General features: G+C 64.5%; 18 protein-coding genes and 1 pseudogene. 14 read left to right on the plus strand and 5 right to left on the minus strand.

Going from position 1 to position 20,258, the window contains the following annotated elements:
* From arsB to QZ772_RS00025, 6 genes and pseudogenes are all read left to right on the plus strand, one after another.
* Positions 1-823 (plus strand): arsenite/antimonite efflux transporter (gene arsB / locus QZ772_RS00005; protein ID WP_295521644.1); only part of this gene is annotated, 823 nt, incomplete at its 5' end.
* 21 nt (positions 824-844) lie between these two features.
* Positions 845-1,276, plus strand: a complete 432-nt coding sequence (arsC, locus tag QZ772_RS00010; RefSeq protein WP_295521647.1) for an arsenate reductase (glutaredoxin) — start codon at positions 845-847, stop codon at positions 1,274-1,276.
* A complete protein-coding gene (arsH, locus tag QZ772_RS00015) occupies positions 1,263-1,979 on the plus strand; it encodes an arsenical resistance protein ArsH (RefSeq protein WP_295521650.1) in 717 nt (238 codons plus the stop codon). Before arsC ends, arsH begins: the two co-directional genes overlap by 14 nt.
* 13 nt (positions 1,980-1,992) lie before the next feature.
* Positions 1,993-3,165 carry an MFS transporter gene (locus tag QZ772_RS00020; protein ID WP_295521653.1) on the plus strand — a complete coding sequence of 391 codons (1,173 nt, stop codon included), beginning with the start codon at positions 1,993-1,995 and terminating at the stop codon, positions 3,163-3,165.
* A 59-nt stretch (positions 3,166-3,224) separates the two neighbouring features.
* Positions 3,225-3,398 (plus strand): annotated as a pseudogene (locus QZ772_RS25470) (succinylglutamate desuccinylase/aspartoacylase family protein); the annotation flags it as partial.
* Between the two features lie 116 nt (positions 3,399-3,514).
* Entirely contained in the window at positions 3,515-4,171 is a 657-nt protein-coding gene (locus QZ772_RS00025) for a hypothetical protein (protein WP_366510507.1), read from the plus strand.
* 455 nt (positions 4,172-4,626) lie between these two features.
* On the opposite strand, the gene QZ772_RS00030 is transcribed toward QZ772_RS00025, so the two are convergent.
* From QZ772_RS00030 to QZ772_RS00040, 3 genes are all read right to left on the minus strand, one after another.
* Positions 4,627-5,745 (minus strand): hypothetical protein, encoded by a 1,119-nt coding sequence (locus QZ772_RS00030; protein ID WP_295521655.1) that lies wholly within the window; start codon positions 5,743-5,745, stop codon positions 4,627-4,629.
* Complete coding sequence (locus QZ772_RS00035; RefSeq protein ID WP_295521658.1) at positions 5,742-7,196, minus strand: inovirus-type Gp2 protein; 1,455 nt, start codon at positions 7,194-7,196, stop codon at positions 5,742-5,744. The genes QZ772_RS00030 and QZ772_RS00035 overlap by 4 nt, the downstream gene beginning before the upstream one ends.
* Positions 7,197-7,513: 317 nt before the next feature.
* A complete protein-coding gene (locus QZ772_RS00040) occupies positions 7,514-7,741 on the minus strand; it encodes a hypothetical protein (protein WP_295521660.1) in 228 nt (75 codons plus the stop codon).
* Positions 7,742-8,886: 1,145 nt separating this feature from the next.
* Here QZ772_RS00040 and QZ772_RS00045 point away from each other — a divergent pair.
* The 5 genes from QZ772_RS00045 to QZ772_RS00065 all read left to right on the plus strand — a co-directional run bounded on the left by QZ772_RS00045 (position 8,887) and on the right by QZ772_RS00065 (position 13,471).
* Positions 8,887-9,300 carry a hypothetical protein gene (locus QZ772_RS00045; RefSeq protein WP_295521664.1) on the plus strand — a complete coding sequence of 138 codons (414 nt, stop codon included), beginning with the start codon at positions 8,887-8,889 and terminating at the stop codon, positions 9,298-9,300.
* Between the two features lie 79 nt (positions 9,301-9,379).
* Complete coding sequence (locus QZ772_RS00050; protein WP_295521667.1) at positions 9,380-10,345, plus strand: DUF932 domain-containing protein; 966 nt, start codon at positions 9,380-9,382, stop codon at positions 10,343-10,345.
* Between the two features lie 197 nt (positions 10,346-10,542).
* Positions 10,543-11,562: a lambda-exonuclease family protein gene (locus QZ772_RS00055; protein ID WP_295521691.1), complete on the plus strand. Its 1,020-nt coding sequence runs from the start codon at positions 10,543-10,545 to the stop codon at positions 11,560-11,562.
* A gap of 318 nt (positions 11,563-11,880) precedes the next feature.
* On the plus strand, positions 11,881-12,849 hold the full coding sequence (locus QZ772_RS00060; RefSeq protein ID WP_295521670.1) for a hypothetical protein: 969 nt from the start codon (positions 11,881-11,883) through the stop codon (positions 12,847-12,849).
* Positions 12,830-13,471, plus strand: a complete 642-nt coding sequence (locus QZ772_RS00065) for a hypothetical protein (RefSeq protein ID WP_295521673.1) — start codon at positions 12,830-12,832, stop codon at positions 13,469-13,471. The genes QZ772_RS00060 and QZ772_RS00065 overlap by 20 nt, the downstream gene beginning before the upstream one ends.
* On the opposite strand, the gene QZ772_RS00070 is transcribed toward QZ772_RS00065, so the two are convergent.
* Positions 13,455-13,787 carry a helix-turn-helix transcriptional regulator gene (locus tag QZ772_RS00070; RefSeq protein WP_295521676.1) on the minus strand — a complete coding sequence of 111 codons (333 nt, stop codon included), beginning with the start codon at positions 13,785-13,787 and terminating at the stop codon, positions 13,455-13,457. The two genes, QZ772_RS00065 and QZ772_RS00070, sit on opposite strands and share 17 nt — an antisense overlap.
* Positions 13,788-14,037: 250 nt before the next feature.
* Here QZ772_RS00070 and QZ772_RS00075 point away from each other — a divergent pair, with 250 nt between their 5' ends.
* The 3 genes from QZ772_RS00075 (at position 14,038) to QZ772_RS00085 (ending at position 15,076) form a co-directional block, all read left to right on the plus strand.
* A complete protein-coding gene (locus QZ772_RS00075) occupies positions 14,038-14,418 on the plus strand; it encodes a hypothetical protein (protein WP_295521679.1) in 381 nt (126 codons plus the stop codon).
* Between the two features lie 59 nt (positions 14,419-14,477).
* A complete protein-coding gene (locus QZ772_RS00080; RefSeq protein ID WP_295521682.1) occupies positions 14,478-14,663 on the plus strand; it encodes a hypothetical protein in 186 nt (61 codons plus the stop codon).
* Between the two features lie 131 nt (positions 14,664-14,794).
* Positions 14,795-15,076: a hypothetical protein gene (locus tag QZ772_RS00085; protein WP_295521685.1), complete on the plus strand. Its 282-nt coding sequence runs from the start codon at positions 14,795-14,797 to the stop codon at positions 15,074-15,076.
* A 358-nt stretch (positions 15,077-15,434) separates the two neighbouring features.
* Here QZ772_RS00085 and QZ772_RS00090 read toward each other — a convergent pair whose 3' ends face one another.
* On the minus strand, positions 15,435-20,240 hold the full coding sequence (locus QZ772_RS00090) for a hypothetical protein (protein WP_295521687.1): 4,806 nt from the start codon (positions 20,238-20,240) through the stop codon (positions 15,435-15,437).
* Positions 20,241-20,258 lie beyond the last annotated feature (18 nt).

Here is a 20,258-nt window from a genome sequence, read left to right on the forward strand (position 1 = left end):
CGTGTCCAACCTGGTCAACATCGTGTCGGCCGACTTCTTCGGCATCGGCTTCAACCAGTACGCGGCTGTGATGGTGCCGGTCAACATCGCCGCCGTGCTGGCCAGTCTGCTGGTCCTGCTGCTGTACTTCGGCCGGGGCGTGCCACAGCACTACAACCTGGGCCAGCTCAAGACCCCAGCGCAGGCCATCCGCGACCCGGCCACGTTCCGCGCCGGCTGGGTGGTGCTGACCCTGCTGCTGGTCGGCTTCTTCGGCCTGGAGCCGCTGGGCGTGCCGGTCAGCGCGGTCGCGGCCGTGGCCGCCGTGATGCTGCTGGCCGTGGCGGCCAGGGGCCATGTCATCAGCACGCGCAAGGTGCTGCACGGCGCACCCTGGCAGATCGTGGTCTTCTCGCTGGGCATGTACCTGGTGGTCTACGGCCTGCGCAACGCCGGCCTGACCGACCGCATCGCCGCGCTGCTCGATGTGTTCGCGCAGGGTGGCATCTGGGGTGCCGCGCTGGGCACGGGCGTGCTCACGGCCCTGCTGTCATCGGTCATGAACAACATGCCCACGGTGCTGATCGGCGCGCTGTCCATCGACGCATCGCAGGCCAGCGGAGTCGTGAAAGAGGCGATGGTCTACGCCAACGTGATCGGCTGCGACCTCGGCCCCAAGATCACGCCCATTGGCAGCCTGGCCACGCTGCTGTGGCTGCACGTGCTCCAGAGGAAGGGGACCACCATCGCCTGGGGCTACTACTTCCGCGTGGGCATCGTGCTCACGCTGCCCGTGCTGCTGGTGACGCTGGCGGCCCTCGCGCTGCGCTTGAGCGTGGCCTGAACGTTCAACAAGAAACCGACCATGAGCACCATCACGATCTACCACAACCCCGCCTGCGGCACGTCGCGCAACGTGCTGGCGATGATCCGCAACAGCGGTGCCGAACCCCAGGTCATCGAGTACCTGAAGACGCCGCCTGACCGCGCGACGTTGGAACGGCTGATCGCCGCCATGGGCATCGCGCCGCGCGAGCTGCTGCGCCAGAAGGGAACGCCCTACGAAGCGCTAGGCCTGGACAGCGCCACGTGGACCGATGCGCAGTTGATCGACTTCATGCTGCAAGAACCCATCCTCATCAACCGGCCCATCGTCGTGACGCCGCTGGGCACGCGGCTGTGCCGGCCTTCGGAAGCCGTGCTGGACCTGCTGCCGCAGCCGCAGCAAGGCGCCTTTACCAAGGAAGACGGCGAGGCCGTCATTGACGCCCAGGGAGCGCGCATTGCAAAGCCCTGATCTGCCGAACATCGAGGCCGACCACTTCCGCCCGCCCGACCTGGCGCGGCTGCTGCCGACCGAGCGCGCAACACACCCGCCGCGCATCCTGCTGCTCTACGGGTCGGTGCGTGAGCGCTCCTACAGCCGGCTGCTGACCGAGGAAGCGGCCCGGCTGCTGTACGCCATGGGCGCAGAGCCGCGCATCTTCGATCCGCGCGGCCTGCCGCAGCCCGATGGCGCGCCGGAGGACCATCCGAAGGTGCAGGAGCTGCGCGACCTGGCGCAGTGGTCCGAGGGCATGGTGTGGTGCTCGCCCGAGCGGCACGGGGCCATGACCGGCATCATGAAGTCGCAGATCGATTGGATTCCGTTGTCGGTCGGATCGGTGCGGCCCACGCAGGGCAAGACGCTGGCCGTCATGGAGGTGTCGGGCGGCTCGCAGTCCTTCAACGCGGTCAACCAACTTCGCGTGCTGGGCCGCTGGATGCGCATGCTGACCATCCCCAACCAGTCGTCGGTGGCCAAGGCCTTCGCCGAGTTCGAGGAAGACGGCCGCATGAAGCCCTCGCCGTACTACGAGCGCGTGGTGGACGTGATGGAAGAACTGGTGAAGTTCACGCTGCTGACGCGCGACTGCGCGGGCTACCTGGTGGACCGCTACAGCGAGCGGCGCGAGAGCGCCGAGGCGCTGTCCAAGCGGGTCAACCTGCGCAGCATCTAACGGCCATCCCCAGGTGCAAAGCCGGACCACGACCACCGTACTGCTGGGCGTGGCACAGACGCTGGCTTGGGCCTCGTCGTACTACCTGCCGGCCATCCTGGCCGGTGCCATCGCCCGGGACGTTGGCGCCTCCAGCTCGGCCGTTTTCGGCGCCTTCTCGGTGGCCTTGCTGATGTCGGCGGCCATCGGTCCCTTCGCCGGCCGGCTGATCGACCGGCGGGGCGGGCGGCCGGTGCTGATCGCCAGCAATGTGATGTTCGCCGCCGGCCTGGCCGCACTGAGCCAGGCACAGCAGCCGTTGCACGTCTTCGCGGCCTGGGCCGTGATGGGCTTGGCGATGGGCAGCGGCCTCTACGAAGCCGCGTTCGCCACGGCCGTGCGGCTGCATGGCCAGCACGCACGGCGCACCATCACCGGCATCACCCTGTTCGCCGGCTTCGCCAGCACTGTGGGCTGGCCGCTCACGGCGTGGCTGGAAAGCACCATGGGGTGGCGTTGGGCCTGCCTGGTGTGGGCCGGCCTGCACTTGGGTCTGGCGTTGCCGCTCAACGCCATTCTGCCGGCGGCCGAGCGCGCCGCGCCGGCATCGAGCGATGCCGCCGGCAAGCCCGAGCAGCAGGCGGCCTTGCCGCCGGACAAGCAGCGCGCCGCTGCCGTCCTGCTGGCCTTCGTCTTCGCCGTGGCCTGGTTCACCAGCACGGCCATGGCCGCGCACCTGCCCAAGCTGTTGCTTAGCGCTGGGGCGACCCTGGCGGCGGCCGTGGCAATCGCGGCGCTGGTCGGGCCGGCCCAGGTCGCGGGCCGGCTGATCGAATTCGCGTTTCTGACCCGCGCGCACCCGCTGCTGTCGGCGCGCCTGGCCACGCTGAGCCATCCCTTGAGCGCGCTGTGCCTCGGCCTGTTCGGCAGCTCGGCCGCGATGGCCTTCGCGGTGCTGCACGGCCTGGGCAATGGCATCTTGACCATCGCCATCGGAACGCTGCCGCTGCTGTTCTTCGGCGCGAAGGGCTACGGCCAGCGGCAGGGCTTACTGATGGTGCCGGCGCGCATCGTGCAGGCCGGGGCGCCGTTCCTGTTCGGCCTGGCGGTAGAGCGGCTGGGCGTTGGCGCGCTGTGGATCTCGGCAGGCCTGGGCCTGGCCGCGTGCCTTGCGCTGTCGCGGCTGACTAGGGATCTTCGCCGTTGAATACGCTTGCGTACCGACGCTACCGTGATTTCCAAACCAATGACAACAAGCCCGTGCCCATGGTGAATTTCAAGTCCGTTGAGTACGCCTCCCGAAACGACGGCGTGCGCCTCCTGGTGCTCGCGGCAGTGCATGGCAACGAGGTCTGCGGCACTGCAGCCATCCACAAGCTGATGGGCGAGCTGGACCGGGGCGATCTGGCGCTGTCGGCTGGGAGCTTGACGCTGGTCCCCATCACCAACGCCCTCGCGCACGCGCGCGGCAAGCGGTCCGGCGACAGGAACCTGAACCGGGGCCTTCAGCCGCCCACGACACCGGCAGACAACGAGGACCACCTTGCCAACTGGCTGTGCCGCTGCTGGCACGGCATGATGTGCTGCTCGATCTGCACTCGTTCCGAGGCAGTGGTAAGCCGTTCGTTTTCATCGGGCCGCCCAACAACGATGGGCCGATTGAGCCGTTCCGTTTCGCGGCCGAAGAACAAGGCCTGGCCGCGCGCCTGGGCGTGCACCGCGTCGTGGACGGATGGCTGTCTACCTACGCGGGCGGTGTCGCGCGGCGACGCGGCCGGGCAACAGCCGGTGCGCCTGGTATCGATGACGCGCTCTATGGCTTCGGGACCACCGAGTACATGCGCACTGTAGGCGGCTGGGGGATGACGCTGGAGTGTGGCTTCCACGAGGACCCGGACGCCGAACACGTCGCGTACCAGGCCATCCGCAACGCCTTGACACACCTGAGACTAACCGATGGAGACCAGCCGCAACCCGTCTCGGGCCTGGAGTGCCTCCACCTGTGCGAGGTCGTCGATCGCCGGGATGCCGGCGACCGTTTCGTCCAGCCGTGGTCGAGTTTCGAGCCGGTGGCCCAGGGCCAGGAGATCGCCGAGCGCGGCAACGGCGAGAAAGTCGTGTCGCCGTTCGACGGGTGCATCGTGTTTCCCAACCCGGATGCCGCGCTAGGAACGGAGTGGTTCTACCTGGCCAGGACGAGCACCAGGCTCTGACAGTCAACGTGGTGCTGTAGCGGCCGGGTTTCTGACATTGCCTGCCTGAAGCAGTCCGGGCGGTGCGCCTTTGGCCGTTACGGCAGTCTTGAAATCGATGTTGCGCGAAGCCGAGGAAGGGGGCCAGGCGCTGCGCGCCCGGCAAGGCTGTGCACATATGGACGATGCGCCTTCGGCGCACCGTCCTCCGCCACATGACCACAGCCTTCTATAAGTTGAATCAAAGTCCGACAGCAGCAGTCCGGTGTTCGTGAGGACCGGATTGCTTGTTCACGTTGCCGGAGCCGATGTCCATGAGAGCCGAAATCCGCAGTGCTGGATGGCGTTTCTTCCTTTCGACGACGAAAAGGTGTCAACGCGGGGCAGGACGGGTCAGTCAACGCTGGGCAGGACGGGTCACAACATGAAAAAAGGGGCCTCGCGGCCCCTCATCCTGCGCACAGGTGCAAGCATGCTCAGAAGGCCAATGCCCTGTGATAGGTGGGGGACAGCTGCAGGCTAGTGTTAGCCCAGTGCCGGCGATGCTCGCCGCCGGAGCTTTCCCCTGTACTTACCCCAGAGGCTTGGCGGACAGGCTTGGCAGCAACAGGGGCAATGATCGAATTCGCGTGGGCAAAGTAGACCGCCGCGTCCATGAGTTCTGTGCGCAATGAGCCCCCCTCAAGGTCATCGCGGCGACCGCGATAGCGATAGTCAACGTCGCGGCCTTTGCATGAGACGAAAGACCCGCCGGACCCAACGACGTCCATCCACAGCTTCTCAGCTGTTCTTTCGACCTCCATCCGTCCTTCCCGAGAACTCGCAGCAAGCACAGCCAAGATGTGATGACCCCATTCCTCGGGGCCATCACCCCACTGCGCGCAGCTGAGGACTTTCAGAAGCGCCTTCCCCTGCGCCTTCTTGAAGGCCGCGAGCCAAGTCTTGAACTGCTCGGCCGTTCGTCGGACAGAGTGGCCAGCAAAGATCGACTCTGCGACGTCGCCCTTGCGGTAGATCTCGAATCGGACCACGCCAGCACCCGGATGGGAACTAGCCAGCAGCCGCATCTCAGCAACTTGCCGGGCGAGCCCTGCCTTTTGCGCACGGTGATACGCCTTCTCCCGTTCCAGGAACGTGGATCGCATCAGAGCCTTCCTGAGGGTAACGAGCCAGTCACGCAACAGAGCGACCCCAGCCTCGGCATCCTTGATGATGCCGGCGTAGAACGCTTCAATGGAGCGCGGGGGCCGGAGCATGGCAACGGTCACCTTCAGGATCTCCTTGCACCGAGGATCGACGATCAAGTCGAGCCGGCCCGCCGCATCCATCACGCACATCGACAGCGTGTCGGCCAGGAAAACGCGCATCGATTCGTGCATGACGATGGTCTGCGCGGAGCCGTGCGACGCGAGCCTGATCCAAGACTGCGGTCGAGCTGGCAGTCGCAGGGATGCCTCTTTGATCCGCAGGCTCATCTGCAAACGAGCGACAGGTTGCATCACCATCAGGTCGGTTCGGCGCTCTGCGGTGCACCGCGGACAGAGGGCTGCTTCCCACTGTGCATGGTAGGCAGGCGACAGTGCCTTGAACTTCATTTGCTCACCTTTCGCGATGCAGCAACAGCCTTCGGGAGCGTTCCATTGATGCTGTGGACGATCTGCTCCAGCAGCGGCAATTGCGCTAGCGGGTCGTCCGCAAGCTCGCTGATGCCGTGCTGTTGAAGTTTCGGCTCAAAACCCGTGCCCTCATCACGGCGCGGGTCAGTTGCGGGCGCGAGCACGCCCGAGCCCACAAGGCCGCCGTCCACCGCGCGAAGGCGAGCGCGCGCGTCCTTCTTATTCGGCTGACGGCGCTTCTTCGTCGACGTGCTATCGCAATGGTCTTTCGCACGGACCGGCGACGCATTGTTCGCACCTTTGCGCGGGCGCCCGCCAACCCCGCGCCGCAAGGAGGATGCCTGGGTATGCTCAATGGTGCGGATGCCCGCAATCGGGTTCGGAACCAGAACCGTCTGAGTCTTGTAGAAGTAGCTCATTGCGAAAAGCAGGTCCTCGATCTTCTGAGTTTCTGAGTGATGGATGTTCCCGATCCCCACGCGACGATAGCGTGCCGCCTTCTTGTGGTTGCAGTTGAAGCCCAGGCCCTTGCCTTTCGTGATCGTCGTCTCCCAGTACTGGATAATCCGATCGGCATGGAAGACATCGTGGCGTACCTTGGAGCCGTCAAAAAAGAAGGTGCAGTGGCAATGGACACCATGCTGAACGCCGCATTCATAGCAGATCGCGTAGGCCACCAGGTTCTCGAACGCACTGTTCGTACGCCAATTGTTCTTGAACTGCTTCATCCACTTCTTCATCTGCTCGGCACTGACGCCACTGGCGTTCTTTGCCGAGACGCCCAGATCAACGCGAATGCAGCAAATCTTGGCGTACTTCTCAAACATCGACGTCACCAGAGTGCGGAACTTTTTTGCATGGTAGTTGCGACGCTGCTCAATGCGGCGCATAGCCGCCTTAAATTCTGGCTTTCGCGCCCGCTTGCGAATGAGCACGATGAGGGCTTCCCACACCGGCTTCGCCTGCATGCCACTAAACCCCTTCAGCATCGACGGCGATAACCCAAGCTCTTCGCAGCATTCCTTGAAAAGCTTGATTTTGGGAGACCAATGAAAGTCCGGCTGCAAACCATAGAACGTGTCTGGATAGGTGAGCCGAGAAAACTTGGCGGTGTTGACGCCTTTCACAAAGTATTTTTTCTCTTCTGTCTGACCGGCGGTCTTGTTGAGGAGAGCCTCGTCCATTAAGTCGAGGATATTCGCATAAGGCAGCACGTTGAAGTCGGGCTGTCGTATGACGTTGAGCACTTGGTCGCTATGACGCTCACAGTAGCCTCGCTGCGATTCCGAGTGAGCGATCCTCAGAAGCGAGGAGTCGCTGCCCAGTAGGGCTGTTCGATCAGCCGGACGCAAGACTTCAGGCACGGCATCTGTATCAGATTCATTTTTCATAAATTTTTCCGTAAAGTTGATTGACATCTTGGCAGGCATTTTTTCTGTCCTTGGAAGATCGACCTGAATGACTGTCAGGCTATCGATTTTTCTGTCCCTGCCTCCATTCCAAGGAGGCCGTAGGTTTCTTACCGGGTCCTCTAAGACCCGTTCTGGAAGCAGTAACGTCCTTGCTAAAGCCTCTCTCTCCAATATAGCTAAAGGAATACCATTAAAAACCCAAACTCCACTCAGCCGGGTTTCCCGTGTTTATTGAGCAATCTGGTGACTCGTTGCCGAGCCGCGCAGCATTCCGGCATGCATGACTAGGTACGCAGTTATCGTTCTCTGAACCGTAGATCCCCCTTGCCCAAGGCTCAGCTCGTCTGTTGAAAGGTCAGCAGCCACTTATGGACTTGGCGACGGCTCCACAGCGGCCTGCCGCGAGGTTTTGCGGGCTCCGGAAACTGCGCCGTTTCGTCCTGACGCAGATCCCAGAAGGTCGAGTAGGGCATGTCGCCCAAAAACGCCCGCGTCTCCTCCACATTCATCCACTTCTCTTCGGGCAATTCGCTTTCTTCGCCCTTTTTCGACTCGTCAGCCATGACAGCTCCGCCACGCACGCGCTACAGGCGTGCAACTAAGACAAACTGCAGATGCATGGGCATCGCAGAACTACGTGCGGTATGTGTTGATGCCAAGAAGCGGACCGCGCAGCAACTTGACGCTGTGTGGCAGGCGGCTGATGAGATCAGCGGGCTGCATCGGTCCTAGGGTGGACCACTGTGAGTTTGCCCCGCGAGAGATAGGGGGCATGCGCAGCGTCGGCGCATGTGTTCGGCATTGTTCAAGATGCCGGAGCCTCTTGAAGGTCTCACAAAGGAGACTGCCGTTCTGTAAGGCGGGGACCTAAAGTCAACCCGCAAGCTGTGTGACCCGGGACAAGCTACGACGGAGACGTAGTGTCTGGGCGGGCTGCGCGCCTTAGCGCGGTATGCCCTCTGTAGGGGCCTCTAAGGGCCAGTTCCTCCATGGTCTCAGCATGTGGCCATGCTCGGAAGAACACGGCGCAACTCCAGGGATCGGTCAGGAGCGCATCGGCGCGGTACTGACTTGCCGCACTTAAATGCGACGTCGGGATTATTGCTGAGGTGAGCAAGAAAATGCAACGCTTGGGTGCGACGAGACCGGCGCGTTTGCCACGTCTGACAACGCACATCTTCGCAGCGCCCCCCGGCAACGACAGAGTTTAGGCAAGGCACAGCAAGCACTTACGAGATTTTGTGTGAGCCTCGGAAAAGTTGTGTCTCAGGATCATTGGCTGCTTGGCGCATTTTTGTCTAGGCCGAGCGGGGGCGATGCCCGCGGGCTCGCTGCGATCCAGGGACTCCATCCTGCTCGGCCGCCGCAAGATGCGCCCATGCATGGCAGGTGCGGCAACCAGACACCACCATCGGACGCGAAACCGCGGCCCGCGCTTTGTTGGCTTGCCAGGGTGCCGCCCAGGATCCCTGGTCAAACGCGCCGTGAGCTGACGCATAGGCACTGCCAAACTATCAGCGGCGCGGGCGCCGTCCGCCCGCCCGCCATCGATTCGAGAATTTTTCAGCCACATATGTCTGTGAAGAGCAGGCGAACGTAAGCGCCCAACTCCACCCGGCCCCAGCCTCGCTCACTGCGAGCTGGGGCTTTTTGCCGTCAGGCTGCCTGTTCGGCCCCATTCCGTCTTTCTGACAACTCTCGACCCTCTATGCCTTCCAACTCAAACTTCTATGACGACGACGAACCCCGATTCGAGCGCAATGCCAGCAACACAGCCTCGGCGCTCGTCTGTCCTTCCTGCAGTTCCGTGCGTCTGTCTTCGCGCGAACTCGGCAAAAAAACCGGCGCTGCCATCGGCACGCTGGCTGGTGCCGCAGGCGGCATGTCCGCCGCACTGTCGGGAGCCGTCGCTGGCGCTCAGCTGGGCATGGGCCTTGGTGCAGACGTCGTTCCCACCATGCCCCCGCTCGGTGCCGTCGCCGGCGCCATCCTGGGCGGCCTCAGCGGCGGCATAGCCGGCTGCGCAGTCGGCGCAGCTCTGGGCGAGGCCATCGACGGCTCCGTCCTGAGCAACTGCCGCTGCCTCAGCTGCGGCCATGTCTTCTCGCATCAGCAGCCGTGATCGCGGCGCCTGCGCCTTGCCCAGCTCATCTCCTTCCGGCTCTCACCTCTCCTACTCAAACACTTCTTCTTCAGCTCTCATGGCACACCTCCTCCGACAAATGGCCTACGTCGGCCAAACCCCCTGGCATGAACTCGGCAACAAGCTCCCGCCCAAGCAGCCCATCGAAGTCTGGACGCAGGAAGCCGGCATGGACTGGACCATCTGCGAGACGCCCGTGCGCTACATGGCCGAGCAGGCCGGCGCTCTCGGCTCCATCATGACCTTCGATGACCAGAAGGTGCTCTACCGCAGCGACACCAAGGCACCGCTGTCCGTCGTCGGCGGCCGGTACCAGGTCGTGCAGCCACGCGAGGTCCTGGAGTTCTACCGCGACCTGACCGAGGTTTCCGGCTTCGAGCTCGAAACCGCCGGCGTGCTCAAGGCCGGCCGCAAGTTCTGGGCGCTGGCGCGCACCGGCAAGGAGTCGGCCCTCAAGGGCAACGACACCGTCAAGGGCTACATCCTGCTGGCCACCTCCTGCGACGGCACCCTGGCCACCACCGCCACGCCCACCACCATCCGGGTCGTTTGCAACAACACGCTTTCCATCGCCCTGCAGGGCGCGGTCAATGCCGTCAAGGTGCCCCACAGCACCAGCTTCGACGCGCAGGCTGTCAAGAAGCAACTGGGCATCGCCGTCTCCGGCTGGGACGCCTTCATGTACCGCATGAAGACGCTGTCCGAACGCAAGGTCAAGACGCACGAGTCGCTCAATTACTTCCTGAAGGTCCTGTGCCAGGCGGACGGCAATGCCGAGCCCCAGGCCCTGACCAACGAGCGCGCCCTCAAGAAGGTGCAGGAGCTCTACGAAGGCAAGGGGCGCGGCGCCGAGCTGCAGGCCGCCAAGGGCACCGCCTGGGGCCTGCTGTGCGCGGTGACCGAATACGTCGACCACGAACGCCGGGCCCGCAGTCAGGAGTACCGCTTGGACAGCGCCTGGTTCGGCCAAGGCGCCGGCATCAAGCAACGCGCCCTCGACGCTGCCCTGCAACTGGTGGCCTGAGCATGCCGCAGTCCTCATCCCCTCCGAGTTTCCGGCGACGACCGGGATCACCGCCACCACGGCACCCCGACGGCACAAAGCCCCGGCTCCCCACAAGGGACCGGGGCTTTGTGCTTCTGGGCGTCGGTGCGCGGCGGGGGATGCGGCGGCTGGCCTTCCTTCTTTCTGAACCCTTCTTTCAACCCAAGGAGAACCCCATGGCAGAAGCCCATCGGGCGGGCGAACCTCCGGCTCGTGCCCGCCCTGCCCTGCGCCTGGTGAAGCCGCAGGATTTCCGCAAGCTGGATCGCGCCCAGTGGCTCGACGTGCGCAAGCGAGGCATCGGCGGCTCCGACGCCGCAGCCGCCATCGGCCTGAGCCCATACACGTCGCCGCTGGAACTCTGGCTCGACAAGACCGGCCGCGATGCCGAGCTGCCGAAGGTCGATCCCAACGACGAGACCAGCCCCATGTACTGGGGCACGCTGCTGGAACCCATCGTGGCGGCGCACTACACCCGGCGTACCGGGCACAAGGTGCGCCGGATCAACGCCGTGCTGCAGCATCACGACTTCCCCTGGATGCTGGCGAACCTGGACCGCGAGGTTCTGGGCGCGCCGGATGTCCAGATCCTGGAGTGCAAAACGGCCGGCTACCACGGGGCACGTCTCTGGGAAGACGGCGTGCCCGAGTACATCCAGCTGCAGGTCATGCACCAACTGGCCGTCACCGGCAAGCAGGCGGCGGACGTGGCGGTGCTGATCTGCGGGCAGGAGCTGCGCATCTACCGGATCGAGCGCGATGACGAACTCATCGCCAAGCTGATCCAGTTGGAAGCGCGGTTCTGGCGACACGTGGAGACGGACACGGCGCCGCCGGCGGACGGGTCCGAATCCGCTGCTCTGGCGCTCAAGGCGCTGTGGCCCCGCGACAGCGGCACGGTGCTGGACCTGTCGGACGACCTGGAGTTCGGCGGCGCGTTCGCCGACCTCCTGGCTCTGCGGCAAACCATCGCCGAGGCCGAGCAGCAGCAGGAGATCCTGCGCCAGCGGATCCAGCAGCGCATGGGCGAAGCCACGGTGGCCCGCTTTGACGGTGGCGAAGTCCGCTGGAAGCGCAGCAAGGACGGCACGGCCCTGGACGTGGATCGGCTTCTGGCCGATCACCCGGAGTTGCTGAAAACCTACGGCGCCCCTAAGGCCGGCACCCGCCGCTTCACCGTCAAGGAGTTGCCATGAACACCACCGTAGGCGGCAGCCCCCTGGAGTTCCTGACCGCCTATGCGCTCGTGCTTGGGATCGGCATGGTGCTGGGCTACGGCCTGGCGCTACGCCGCGTCCAGGCGCTTTGACACCACCGTCATCGCCTGCCCGGTGACGAACCCTCTGCCGCGAGGGAACAAAGCGGCCCGCCCCAGCGGATTGAAGGGGCGGGCATGCGCATGGCTGTGCCGGCCTTTTCCAAATTTTTCCAGACTTTCCGAAGCGGCCTTTCCGCGGCCACTGGTTCTCTTCCCTCGATTTCCACCACTTTCCTCAACTTCCCAAGGACCCCACATGCTCAAAGGACTGGCCCTCACGCCGCCCGTCATCGGGCGCATCGCCATCGGCAAGGTCGTCATGAAGGACGGCAAGCGCCTGCCCGAGAAGGACGACGAGTTCACCATCACCACCCAGGTCCAGCGCCAGGACGGCTGGGTGCTGCACCCGCTGGACCAGCAGCTGCGCGCCAAGCTCGCCGAGGCGGCCAAGGCCGACGGCAACAAGGAGCCTGCCAAGAAGGAGGCCAAGCTGCGGGCCATTCCGGTGCGCTTCCTCTTCGACGATCCGGACCTCAACCTGCGCGCCAACTACAGCGTCTTCGACCGGGCCACCGGCCGGCCGCTGTGCGTCGGCAACGGACATACATGCAAGCGATCCACCTCGTCCGGCATTCAGGGCCTGCCCTGTCCCGCGCCGGAAGGCTGTGAGCTGGGTGCCAAGTCCGGCTGCAAGCCCTACGGGCGGCTCAACGTCCGCATCGGCGACGAGGACGAACTGGGCTCGTTCATCTTCCGCACCACGGGCTTCAACAGCATCCGCACGCTGTCGGCACGCCTGAAATACTTCCAGGCGCTATCGGGGGGACACCTTTCCACGCTTGCACTGGAACTGCGCCTGCGCGGCAAGTCCACCACCCGCTCGCACCGCACGCCGATCTACTACGTGGACCTCACGGTGCGGGCAGGCAGCAGCCTGGCGCAGACGCTGGAGGCCGGACAGGCACTCTGGCGCCAGCGCGCGGAAGCGGGATTTGACCAGGAAGCACTCGACCAGACAGCGCGGGATGGCTTCGCCGCCGGGGCGTTCGAGGAATCGCAGGAAGACGGCTCGGCCGTGGTGGACGAGTTCTACCAGGATGCGTCGCCCACTGCGGCCCCCTCGGGCACCAGGCAAGCGAAGCAGGCCCCACCGCCGTCTCTCGGTGAGCGGATGGACCGGCTGCTCACGCGTTCGGAGATGCCCGATGCTCAGCCCGGCGGATGACCCGGTGCCAGCGCAGCTCCTACACCGGTATGTGCCTGGCCTGCGCTTCGACACCACGTTAGCGTTGGAGCAGCCCGGCACTACGGCGCCACGCCGACTCTCAGGACGCGAAGCCTGGGATGAGTGGGACGCCGTCCGAGGTCTGCTAACCGCTGCGACGGCGTTCCTGCGAATTGCGCCAAGGCGGCCGCCGCGTTGGACGACGACCGTCCTAGCCGATCCCGTCAGCGTTCAGGCGCTGGCAGCCCGCTGGCTGCCGGAGCTCGACTGCTGCTGGGAGGCTGAGCCGCCACGCCTGAGCCCGACCAGCTTCCGGACCCTGCTGCTGTGCCTGAACCACCATGACGGCGTACGCTGGGCGCTGGTCACCGGCGAGGAATGGCTGTCCGGCCGCCAGGATCGCCCCCGGGCTCTGCTGGTACTGGATGCACTGCTCCCCTCCCCGTGGGCGGTTGGCTACAACGCTCGTCTGGAACTGCAGCCGGGATCGTCACGAGCTCTTGGCCTGCGCGCCAACCCGCTGAGGCTGCCGCTGGCCTACCGCGGCATCGACGGGATGGGCTTGGCAGTCGACGTAAAGGGGGTGCTTCGCCTGCAACACCGCATCACGCCCCCGGCTTAGCGCGGGGCCGGCGCTCGGCGGCATAAATGCGCGCCTTCCGTGGCGCGCGCGTCAGCGTCTCGTCCAGCCCGCGCAGCTTCGGCAGCGCGGGGTCGAGCAGCTCATGAGGCGGCACGGCTACCACCCGTGCAAGGCGCTCGATATTGTCAATGGAAATGTTGCGCTCCCCGCGCTCCAGCGAGCCAATGAAGGTTCGGTCCAGCTGCGCCTCCGCGGCCATCGCCTCCTGCGACATCCCCGCATTCGTCCGCACCAGTCGCACGTTGCGTGCGAACACCTGGCGCAGGGTTTCCGGGGGCGGCTTGGCTCGTGGCATTGCGCCAATCGTCAGTTTCTGGCGTGTTTGAATACACTGTGTTTAAGTACCATTTCATGTGAGGACGCCCATGTCTCAGCCACAACGGCCACCTTGAGCGCTGCCTGTCCGGCTCGCTCGCAACGGCGAGTTCCGCAATCCCAGCGCCGCCGCGCCGTGTAACGCCGTCCACGCCGGTGCAGCAAGCGCAAAGGCGTGGCTTTTCTCTGGGCTTCAAGAGCCCTTCACCTTTCAACACTTACCCATCACCATGAACATTCGTTTCGAACGCCAAGGCCAGATCCGCCTGGTCAAGCACGGCTACTCCTGGACCTTCCTGTTCTTCGGCTGGATCGTCTTTCTCTTCCGCTCTCAGTTCCTGTTGGCCTTGAGCCACTTCTTCGTCGGTGGCATCGCCATCTGGATCCTCTCGGCCATGTTCATCTCGGAACTGCGCTGGATGATCAATCCGGGCAGCGCCTTCGCCATCCAGATGTTTCTGGCCCTGCTGGTGAACGCGGTTCTGGCCATCTGGGCCAACCGCTTCTCTGGGCGCTGGTACGTCAAGAACGACTGGCGGCCACTCGACGAATTCCCGATGAACTGGAACACGCCGCCGCTCATCCGTCGGACGGACCAGACCTCCGTTTGAGCCGATGTCACGCCGCCGTCTCTTCGCCTGCCTCTTTCACTACCTCCAAGGAAATCACCATGGGTTCGTTCTCGATCTGGCACTTCGCCATGCTCCTGCTGCTGATGTCGCCGTTCGTGGCGGTGGGCGCGGCCATCTATTGGTTCGTGGTCAAGCCACGCCGAAAGGCGCAGGCAGACTACGACGCGCAGGTGGCCGCGCAACGGGATAAATCTCAACAGGCCATTGCTGCGAAACGGCCGTGAATCGCCGCCTTGCATCCTTTTGCGTCGCGGGTGCGTTGGTGGCCTGCGCCGCTGGCGTCCAGGCGAGAGGTCCCAGTCAAGATCCGACTAGCGACCCGGATGCAGTTCCGCATCAGATTGATCGCAGCGCCATGAAGGTGCAGATTCAGGGGTGGACCCCTGACTTGCGCTATCCGATCTATCCCATTGAGGTGCGCACCGGCGCATCAGGCGTTTGGTACAACACCAGCGCTCTCGCGCAGGACTACGCCGAGTTCGACTTTCCCGGGCTGCGCTGCGAGATCGGCGATGCACCGAGAGAGGTGCTCAGGGACCCGAAGTACCAATGCGCCGATGGCGTCTGCTTTACCAGAAACGGGGGCAATGTGATCGGCACCGACCCGCGCGTTAAAGCAAAGAGGGCCAAGTGCTGAAGCGGCCGCAGACGAGACACCCCACCGGTGTCTCGCCTGCGGCCTGCACTGCATCTACTATTTTTTTCGGCTCATCGGCAACCTCCGGGTTTCGGGAGGTATGCACGGGCGGCGCGTCTGCCTAAGGTCGCAGCACCTTCCACCTCCATGCGAAGCAAACCATGGCCCGTGCTCGCCGCCCTTCTCCGCTCCCTGCAGCTCATCCACCTGCGTGTCCGCGCACTGACGACGCAACCTCGTCAGCCTCGACCTTCAATTCCTGGGTTTGATGCCCCCCTGGCTAGTTTCCTTCTCTGATCTCAACTTGCCGGATCGCTAACGTTATCAACCTCTTACGGTACGAAAAATTCGTGGCAGGTCAGTTATTACCGCTACCAATAGGAATCTGCACAACGATTGGTTCCGGCAGGTAAATTAAGTCGCCGTCTAGCGCCGATGGCTGGAATCCGGCACCGTCTCTGCCAACTCCCGCCCCAGTCAGTCTCCGGTAGCGGGCCTGCGAGTTCGCGTGAGCAGAAGACAGACCGACCCTCACTGCGAGGACCTTGGCGGCATCCTCCAGCGGGATCGTCAGCGAGAGCGTCCAGCGCGACATCATCACCGGGATGGCAAAAGACTCGACCTGTTCAGATACGCGCTGCGGACGCACGCCCAGATTGGTCGCTGCTACAACGAGGCCACCGTTCATTACCGGAATCGGCCCAGACCCGCGTGGATCCAGGCGTTCAAGTTCGGCGACGATGAGCGGGGTTTGCGGCAAATCCTCGGTCGGGAGCGCGTGCATGTCCCCGACTAGGTCAGAAAGCACCTTCGTGGTGTGGCCTTGGGAGATGCCATCTATCTTGTCGAGCATTGGTGCTCGGCCGCGGTAGGCGGGGCCGGTGACGGTGACTTCGATCGTCGCGCCCTTGCGAATGGCGGAGAACCGCCAGGGTTGGTGGACCATGCCGGCGTCGATCGGCACTGTTCTCGACAGAGTGCGGCCGGCCAGCGCGTCCTTCTGATAGCGCGCCAGGACCAGCTTCACCGCTGCCTTGTAGGCGCCGGTGGGTTTCAGCTCGATATCGCAATACCAGCGGCCGTAACCAGTATGAAACGTCGGCTCGATGCAGGCGAGCGCGACCCGAGCGGTGACAGTAGGGTCCTTCTCGTCCTTCCACATCACCGCCTGTTCCGGCTTGACGCCGCTGATCTGATCGGCCGCGAGGTAGGTCGCGTCTTCTTCGGACAGGCCGTTCTGCATCCATAGCTTCTGCCCTGGGATGCTCGCGGCGTCTCCGCCCCAGCGGCTTACCTGCGCATCGGCCCAGTCCGGCAGCGCTCCGCTGCCCGGTTGTCTGCACACGATAGCGAGCTTTTCACCAGGCCCGGATGCGAACCAGTCGCCGTCGAGCCAACACCGGTAGACGTGGATGAGCGAGGTTGCCGAACCGTCCGCAGAAGTGCGTAGCACGCGCTGGTAGAGCGTCCCCTTGTCGCGGGTCACATAGGGCGCGGGGGGGCACCGCGTAGCGGGCAGCTCGATCCGGAAGACCCCTGGCGTCGCCCAATTGCTGTTCTCGACTGCGTCTCGGCATGCGTTGCGCGACGCGGACGCCTTTGTGTAAGTGGTGTTCTCAGGAGGGTCCGCGGGTGGGGGTGTCAGGGTGCTGCCCGGCGGAGCCGCCGGAACCGCGGGAGGGGATGGCGGGCTAGGCGCGTCGGGCGGTGCGAACCGCGACCGCGCCACCAGCCGGACCGCCAAGACCCGGTGCTGGTCGCAGTCGAAGTCGGCACTGAGGAGGCGGGGCATTCTGAGGGGCGAGGGGCCGCCAGAGGGCTTAGGCGGACGATCCTGCAGCAGTAGGTCGATCTCGTCGATCCGGCGCAGGTAGTCGTCCGCAGTCTCGCCTACGCCGATCTCGGGCAGTTCCAGCGACTTGATAGAGAAGAGTCTGCGGAATTGGGTAGGGGTCTTCCGCTCGAAGAGGTCGTTCTGCTCGATGCGGCCAGCCACCTCGGACTTCCTCTTGCGGAACACGCGGTCCTTCGATGCCACCTCAACCCAAAAGGCCTCCGCCCAGACCTCGCCGGTCGACTTGCGGTCCACCTTGATGCGGCCGGTGGCGTATATCTTCGCCGCGTCGCTCGCGTCGGCGCCACTTCCCTTGCTCACGATGGTTGCCCAAGAAGTGGCGTCGGTCGCCCGGTACGCGCCAAGCTGCGCGATGACCGTGGGCTTGTCGAGTGGCTGGGAGACCGGATGCTCGATCGTGATTGCGGTGACGTCGCTGAAAGAAGCAACGCGCTGGGTTCGCACAAACTGAGCGTAGACCGCGTGGCTTCTCGGGCTGCCCGGTTCGAGCATCGCACCGATGCCAAGCGACGTTAACTGGGAGCCATCCGTCGCCGCCGCGACGACGGGGTTGGCTTGAAAGGCCTCGGCTGTGCGATTCGACCATAGTTCCAGCCTGAGTGAATCCGCTGGCGCGACATCGACACAGATGGTCGGGCAGTCGATTGTCCGTCCCGACGGGCCGGGGAGTCTTAGTTGGAATGCCTTGCCGTTGCGGACCGCGCTGACGCCGTCACGTCCCAGCGCCATAACCTCGATGCGGATGGGGACGACCGAACCGGCGTCGAAACCGCGCGGCGCGGATGGCGGGAAGAAGGCCGGGTCCGACGCGAGCGTCGAGGTTGTGATCGCCTGGGCTGGGGTCGACTTGTCGCCCGTCAGCTTGGCACCGACGGTGCGCAGTGTGGCGTCGATGAAATAGGGGGTCCTCGGAGCCTTCGTCGGAGGTATCGTGGTCCGCATGACGAGCGCAACTGTGGCGGGACCATCCTTGATCGTCGGGAATGCGCCGGTTTCGGGGTCGTGGACCAAGAACCGATATGCACCAAATTTCGCCCGCTCCGCCGCCTTGTCCCGGTCAGACGCTGACCCGGAGACCGGGTCTAGCTGACCTTGCATCTCGGCGAGTTCGAAACCGACCACCGGCGACGCCAGCCAACGCACTTTCTTATCGGTGGAACCTGTCCTGACGATGATCCTGCCCACGTTCTCGCGGTCCGCCGGGTCGACGCCCTCGCCGCCGACGAAGCCGTCAGGGACGAGCAACGTCGGGGCCGGAGCCTTTTCGACCGTTCCGAACTGGTAGCCGGGATCGGTCGCGTTGCGGCCGGTCGTCAGCAGTCGGCCCAGCTTATCGTCCTCGCTACCGAGCGCGAACTCCCCGACCCGGGCGGCCAAACTCGGCACGCTCGAGCCGTTCAGCTTTCTTGCCCGCAGCATGAAGCGGTAACGGCCGAACATCCTCAGGATCGGCCCCTTGCGCGCATCGTCAAAGCCGTAATCGGCCTTAAGCCCTTGATGTTCGCCGATAGCGTTTTGGGCCTCCGCGATCTCGCCGGAAGGAAGCCCGAGCGGCCGCCCGGTCCAAGTGAACACGACCTGCGATACGCACAGGTGCCGGTTCGGCTTAGCTGGGTCGCTCGACGGTGCGCTCCAGGATCGGGCCCACGGCGACACGAACCCGTCGTTACGGGGGGTCTGGTAGACCAGCCTCAGGTTGTCCCCCAAGGCGGCCAGAGCATGATATTCGACCTTCCGCGCGCAAGCTTGGAAGACGGTGTCGTCCGGCGCGACCACGTCCACGCGGTAGCCGTCGACCAAGTCCTCGGCGAATAAGATCCTTTCGTTCTCGATCGCTCCTTGCCGCTTCTCTGCCGCCTCGGCCATCTGCTTCGCGCCAAGGTCGAGCAGCATCAGCCCGCGCGTCCGGAACCCCGTGGGCTCGGTCGGCACGTCCTTCGCGTCTGCGCCACGAAGGTACGCCGCGCGCGTCGCCTGCTCCGAACGTTTCCGGGAATAGTACGCGGCGATCCCGTCGATCGAGGCGATCTGGAAGCGTCGCTTGGAGCCATATTCCTGCGGTACGACGAAGCCGTCCTTCAATGGAAGGGCGGCGCCAACCTTGGTCGTGCGAGGCGGGGCGCCGCCGAAGCTCGCTTCCGGGCACGGCTCGAAGAGCGCGTTTCCTGCCGATCGAAGTTCGAAGGCAGTGAACAGAGCAAGTGCGGACGGGGCCGTGGGAATGGTCCCGCCAGGAGCGGTAACCTCGACGGCAATGACGCCCGTGATGTCTCCTGCTCCCGCTGGGAACGCTTTGCGCATCGTTCTTGCGTCGAGCGGGATGTCGGCAATTTGCCGGGCGAACTTGCGCAGCGCCGGGTGCGCCTGCAGCGCGCCGACAACCTGATGGGCATATTCGAGCTTGTGATTCAGCACGTCCAGATCGGCGCCTTCGGCCTTCAGGTCCTGGTCGTTGCGCATCGCGCGCTCGAAGTCTTCGTCATTCTTTTCGGGCGTTGTCCCGGTCGAGGGCATGACGGTGGCGGACGCGCGGATCCAGCCCGCGCTCAGCACCACCTCCGGTGTCTGGGGATCGAGCGCCCGCGCGAAGTCGGGGTCGAGTGTGGCTCCTCTGGCCCTCCCGCGGGAAGACGGCTCGACGACGCTTTTGGCGAGGTCGACGCCCGTGGCGATGGCGGCCTCGGACATCGACGCAGAATCCGGGATCGGTGGCGAGCTCAGGGCCGTCCACTTCAGAGTGCGGGCGATGCGGACCAAGGGGTCGTTGGGATCCCGAGCGGCGCGCAGAGCGAGGTCGATAAACTCCTCGGTAAGGTCTTTGCCTGCCTGCTGGGCCGAGTACGCGGCGAACGCCGCGGCGAATTCCTCGAGCGACCTGTCGATTGCACCTTGGTGGAGGCGCGAGTAGTCGTAGCATTCCACGTTCGCGCCCGACCCACCTGCAGGTGCGCTCCCGCCTCCGTTCAAGAGCAAGAGGTAGGCATCGAGGTCGTCTGGGTTCGCCCAGAGGCTGCTCCACCAGGCCTGCGCGTGCGGGGAGATGCTGGCAGTCAGGTCGTCCTCAAAGGCCTTTTCCGCCGGGATGCTCCCGACCAGCTTCAGGTCAGACTTCGACGGGCCCGCCCACACCTGAAAGCTGAGGGCGGGCAACTGCGTCGGCCATTGCCCAAGGTCTATGGACGGTCCTTGTGCCGGATCGGCGGAGTTTGGGGTGGTGGGCCGAAGGATGACGCTTAGCCGCAGCGTCGCGCCATCAGCGTTGATGAAGCCGTCGGGGACGGAGGTGCATTCGACGCTGCATTTGGTCATAGTCCGGGCCAATCCGAT

This window comes from uncultured Pseudacidovorax sp., assembly GCF_913773995.1.
Lineage (GTDB): Bacteria > Pseudomonadota > Gammaproteobacteria > Burkholderiales > Burkholderiaceae_C > Xenophilus.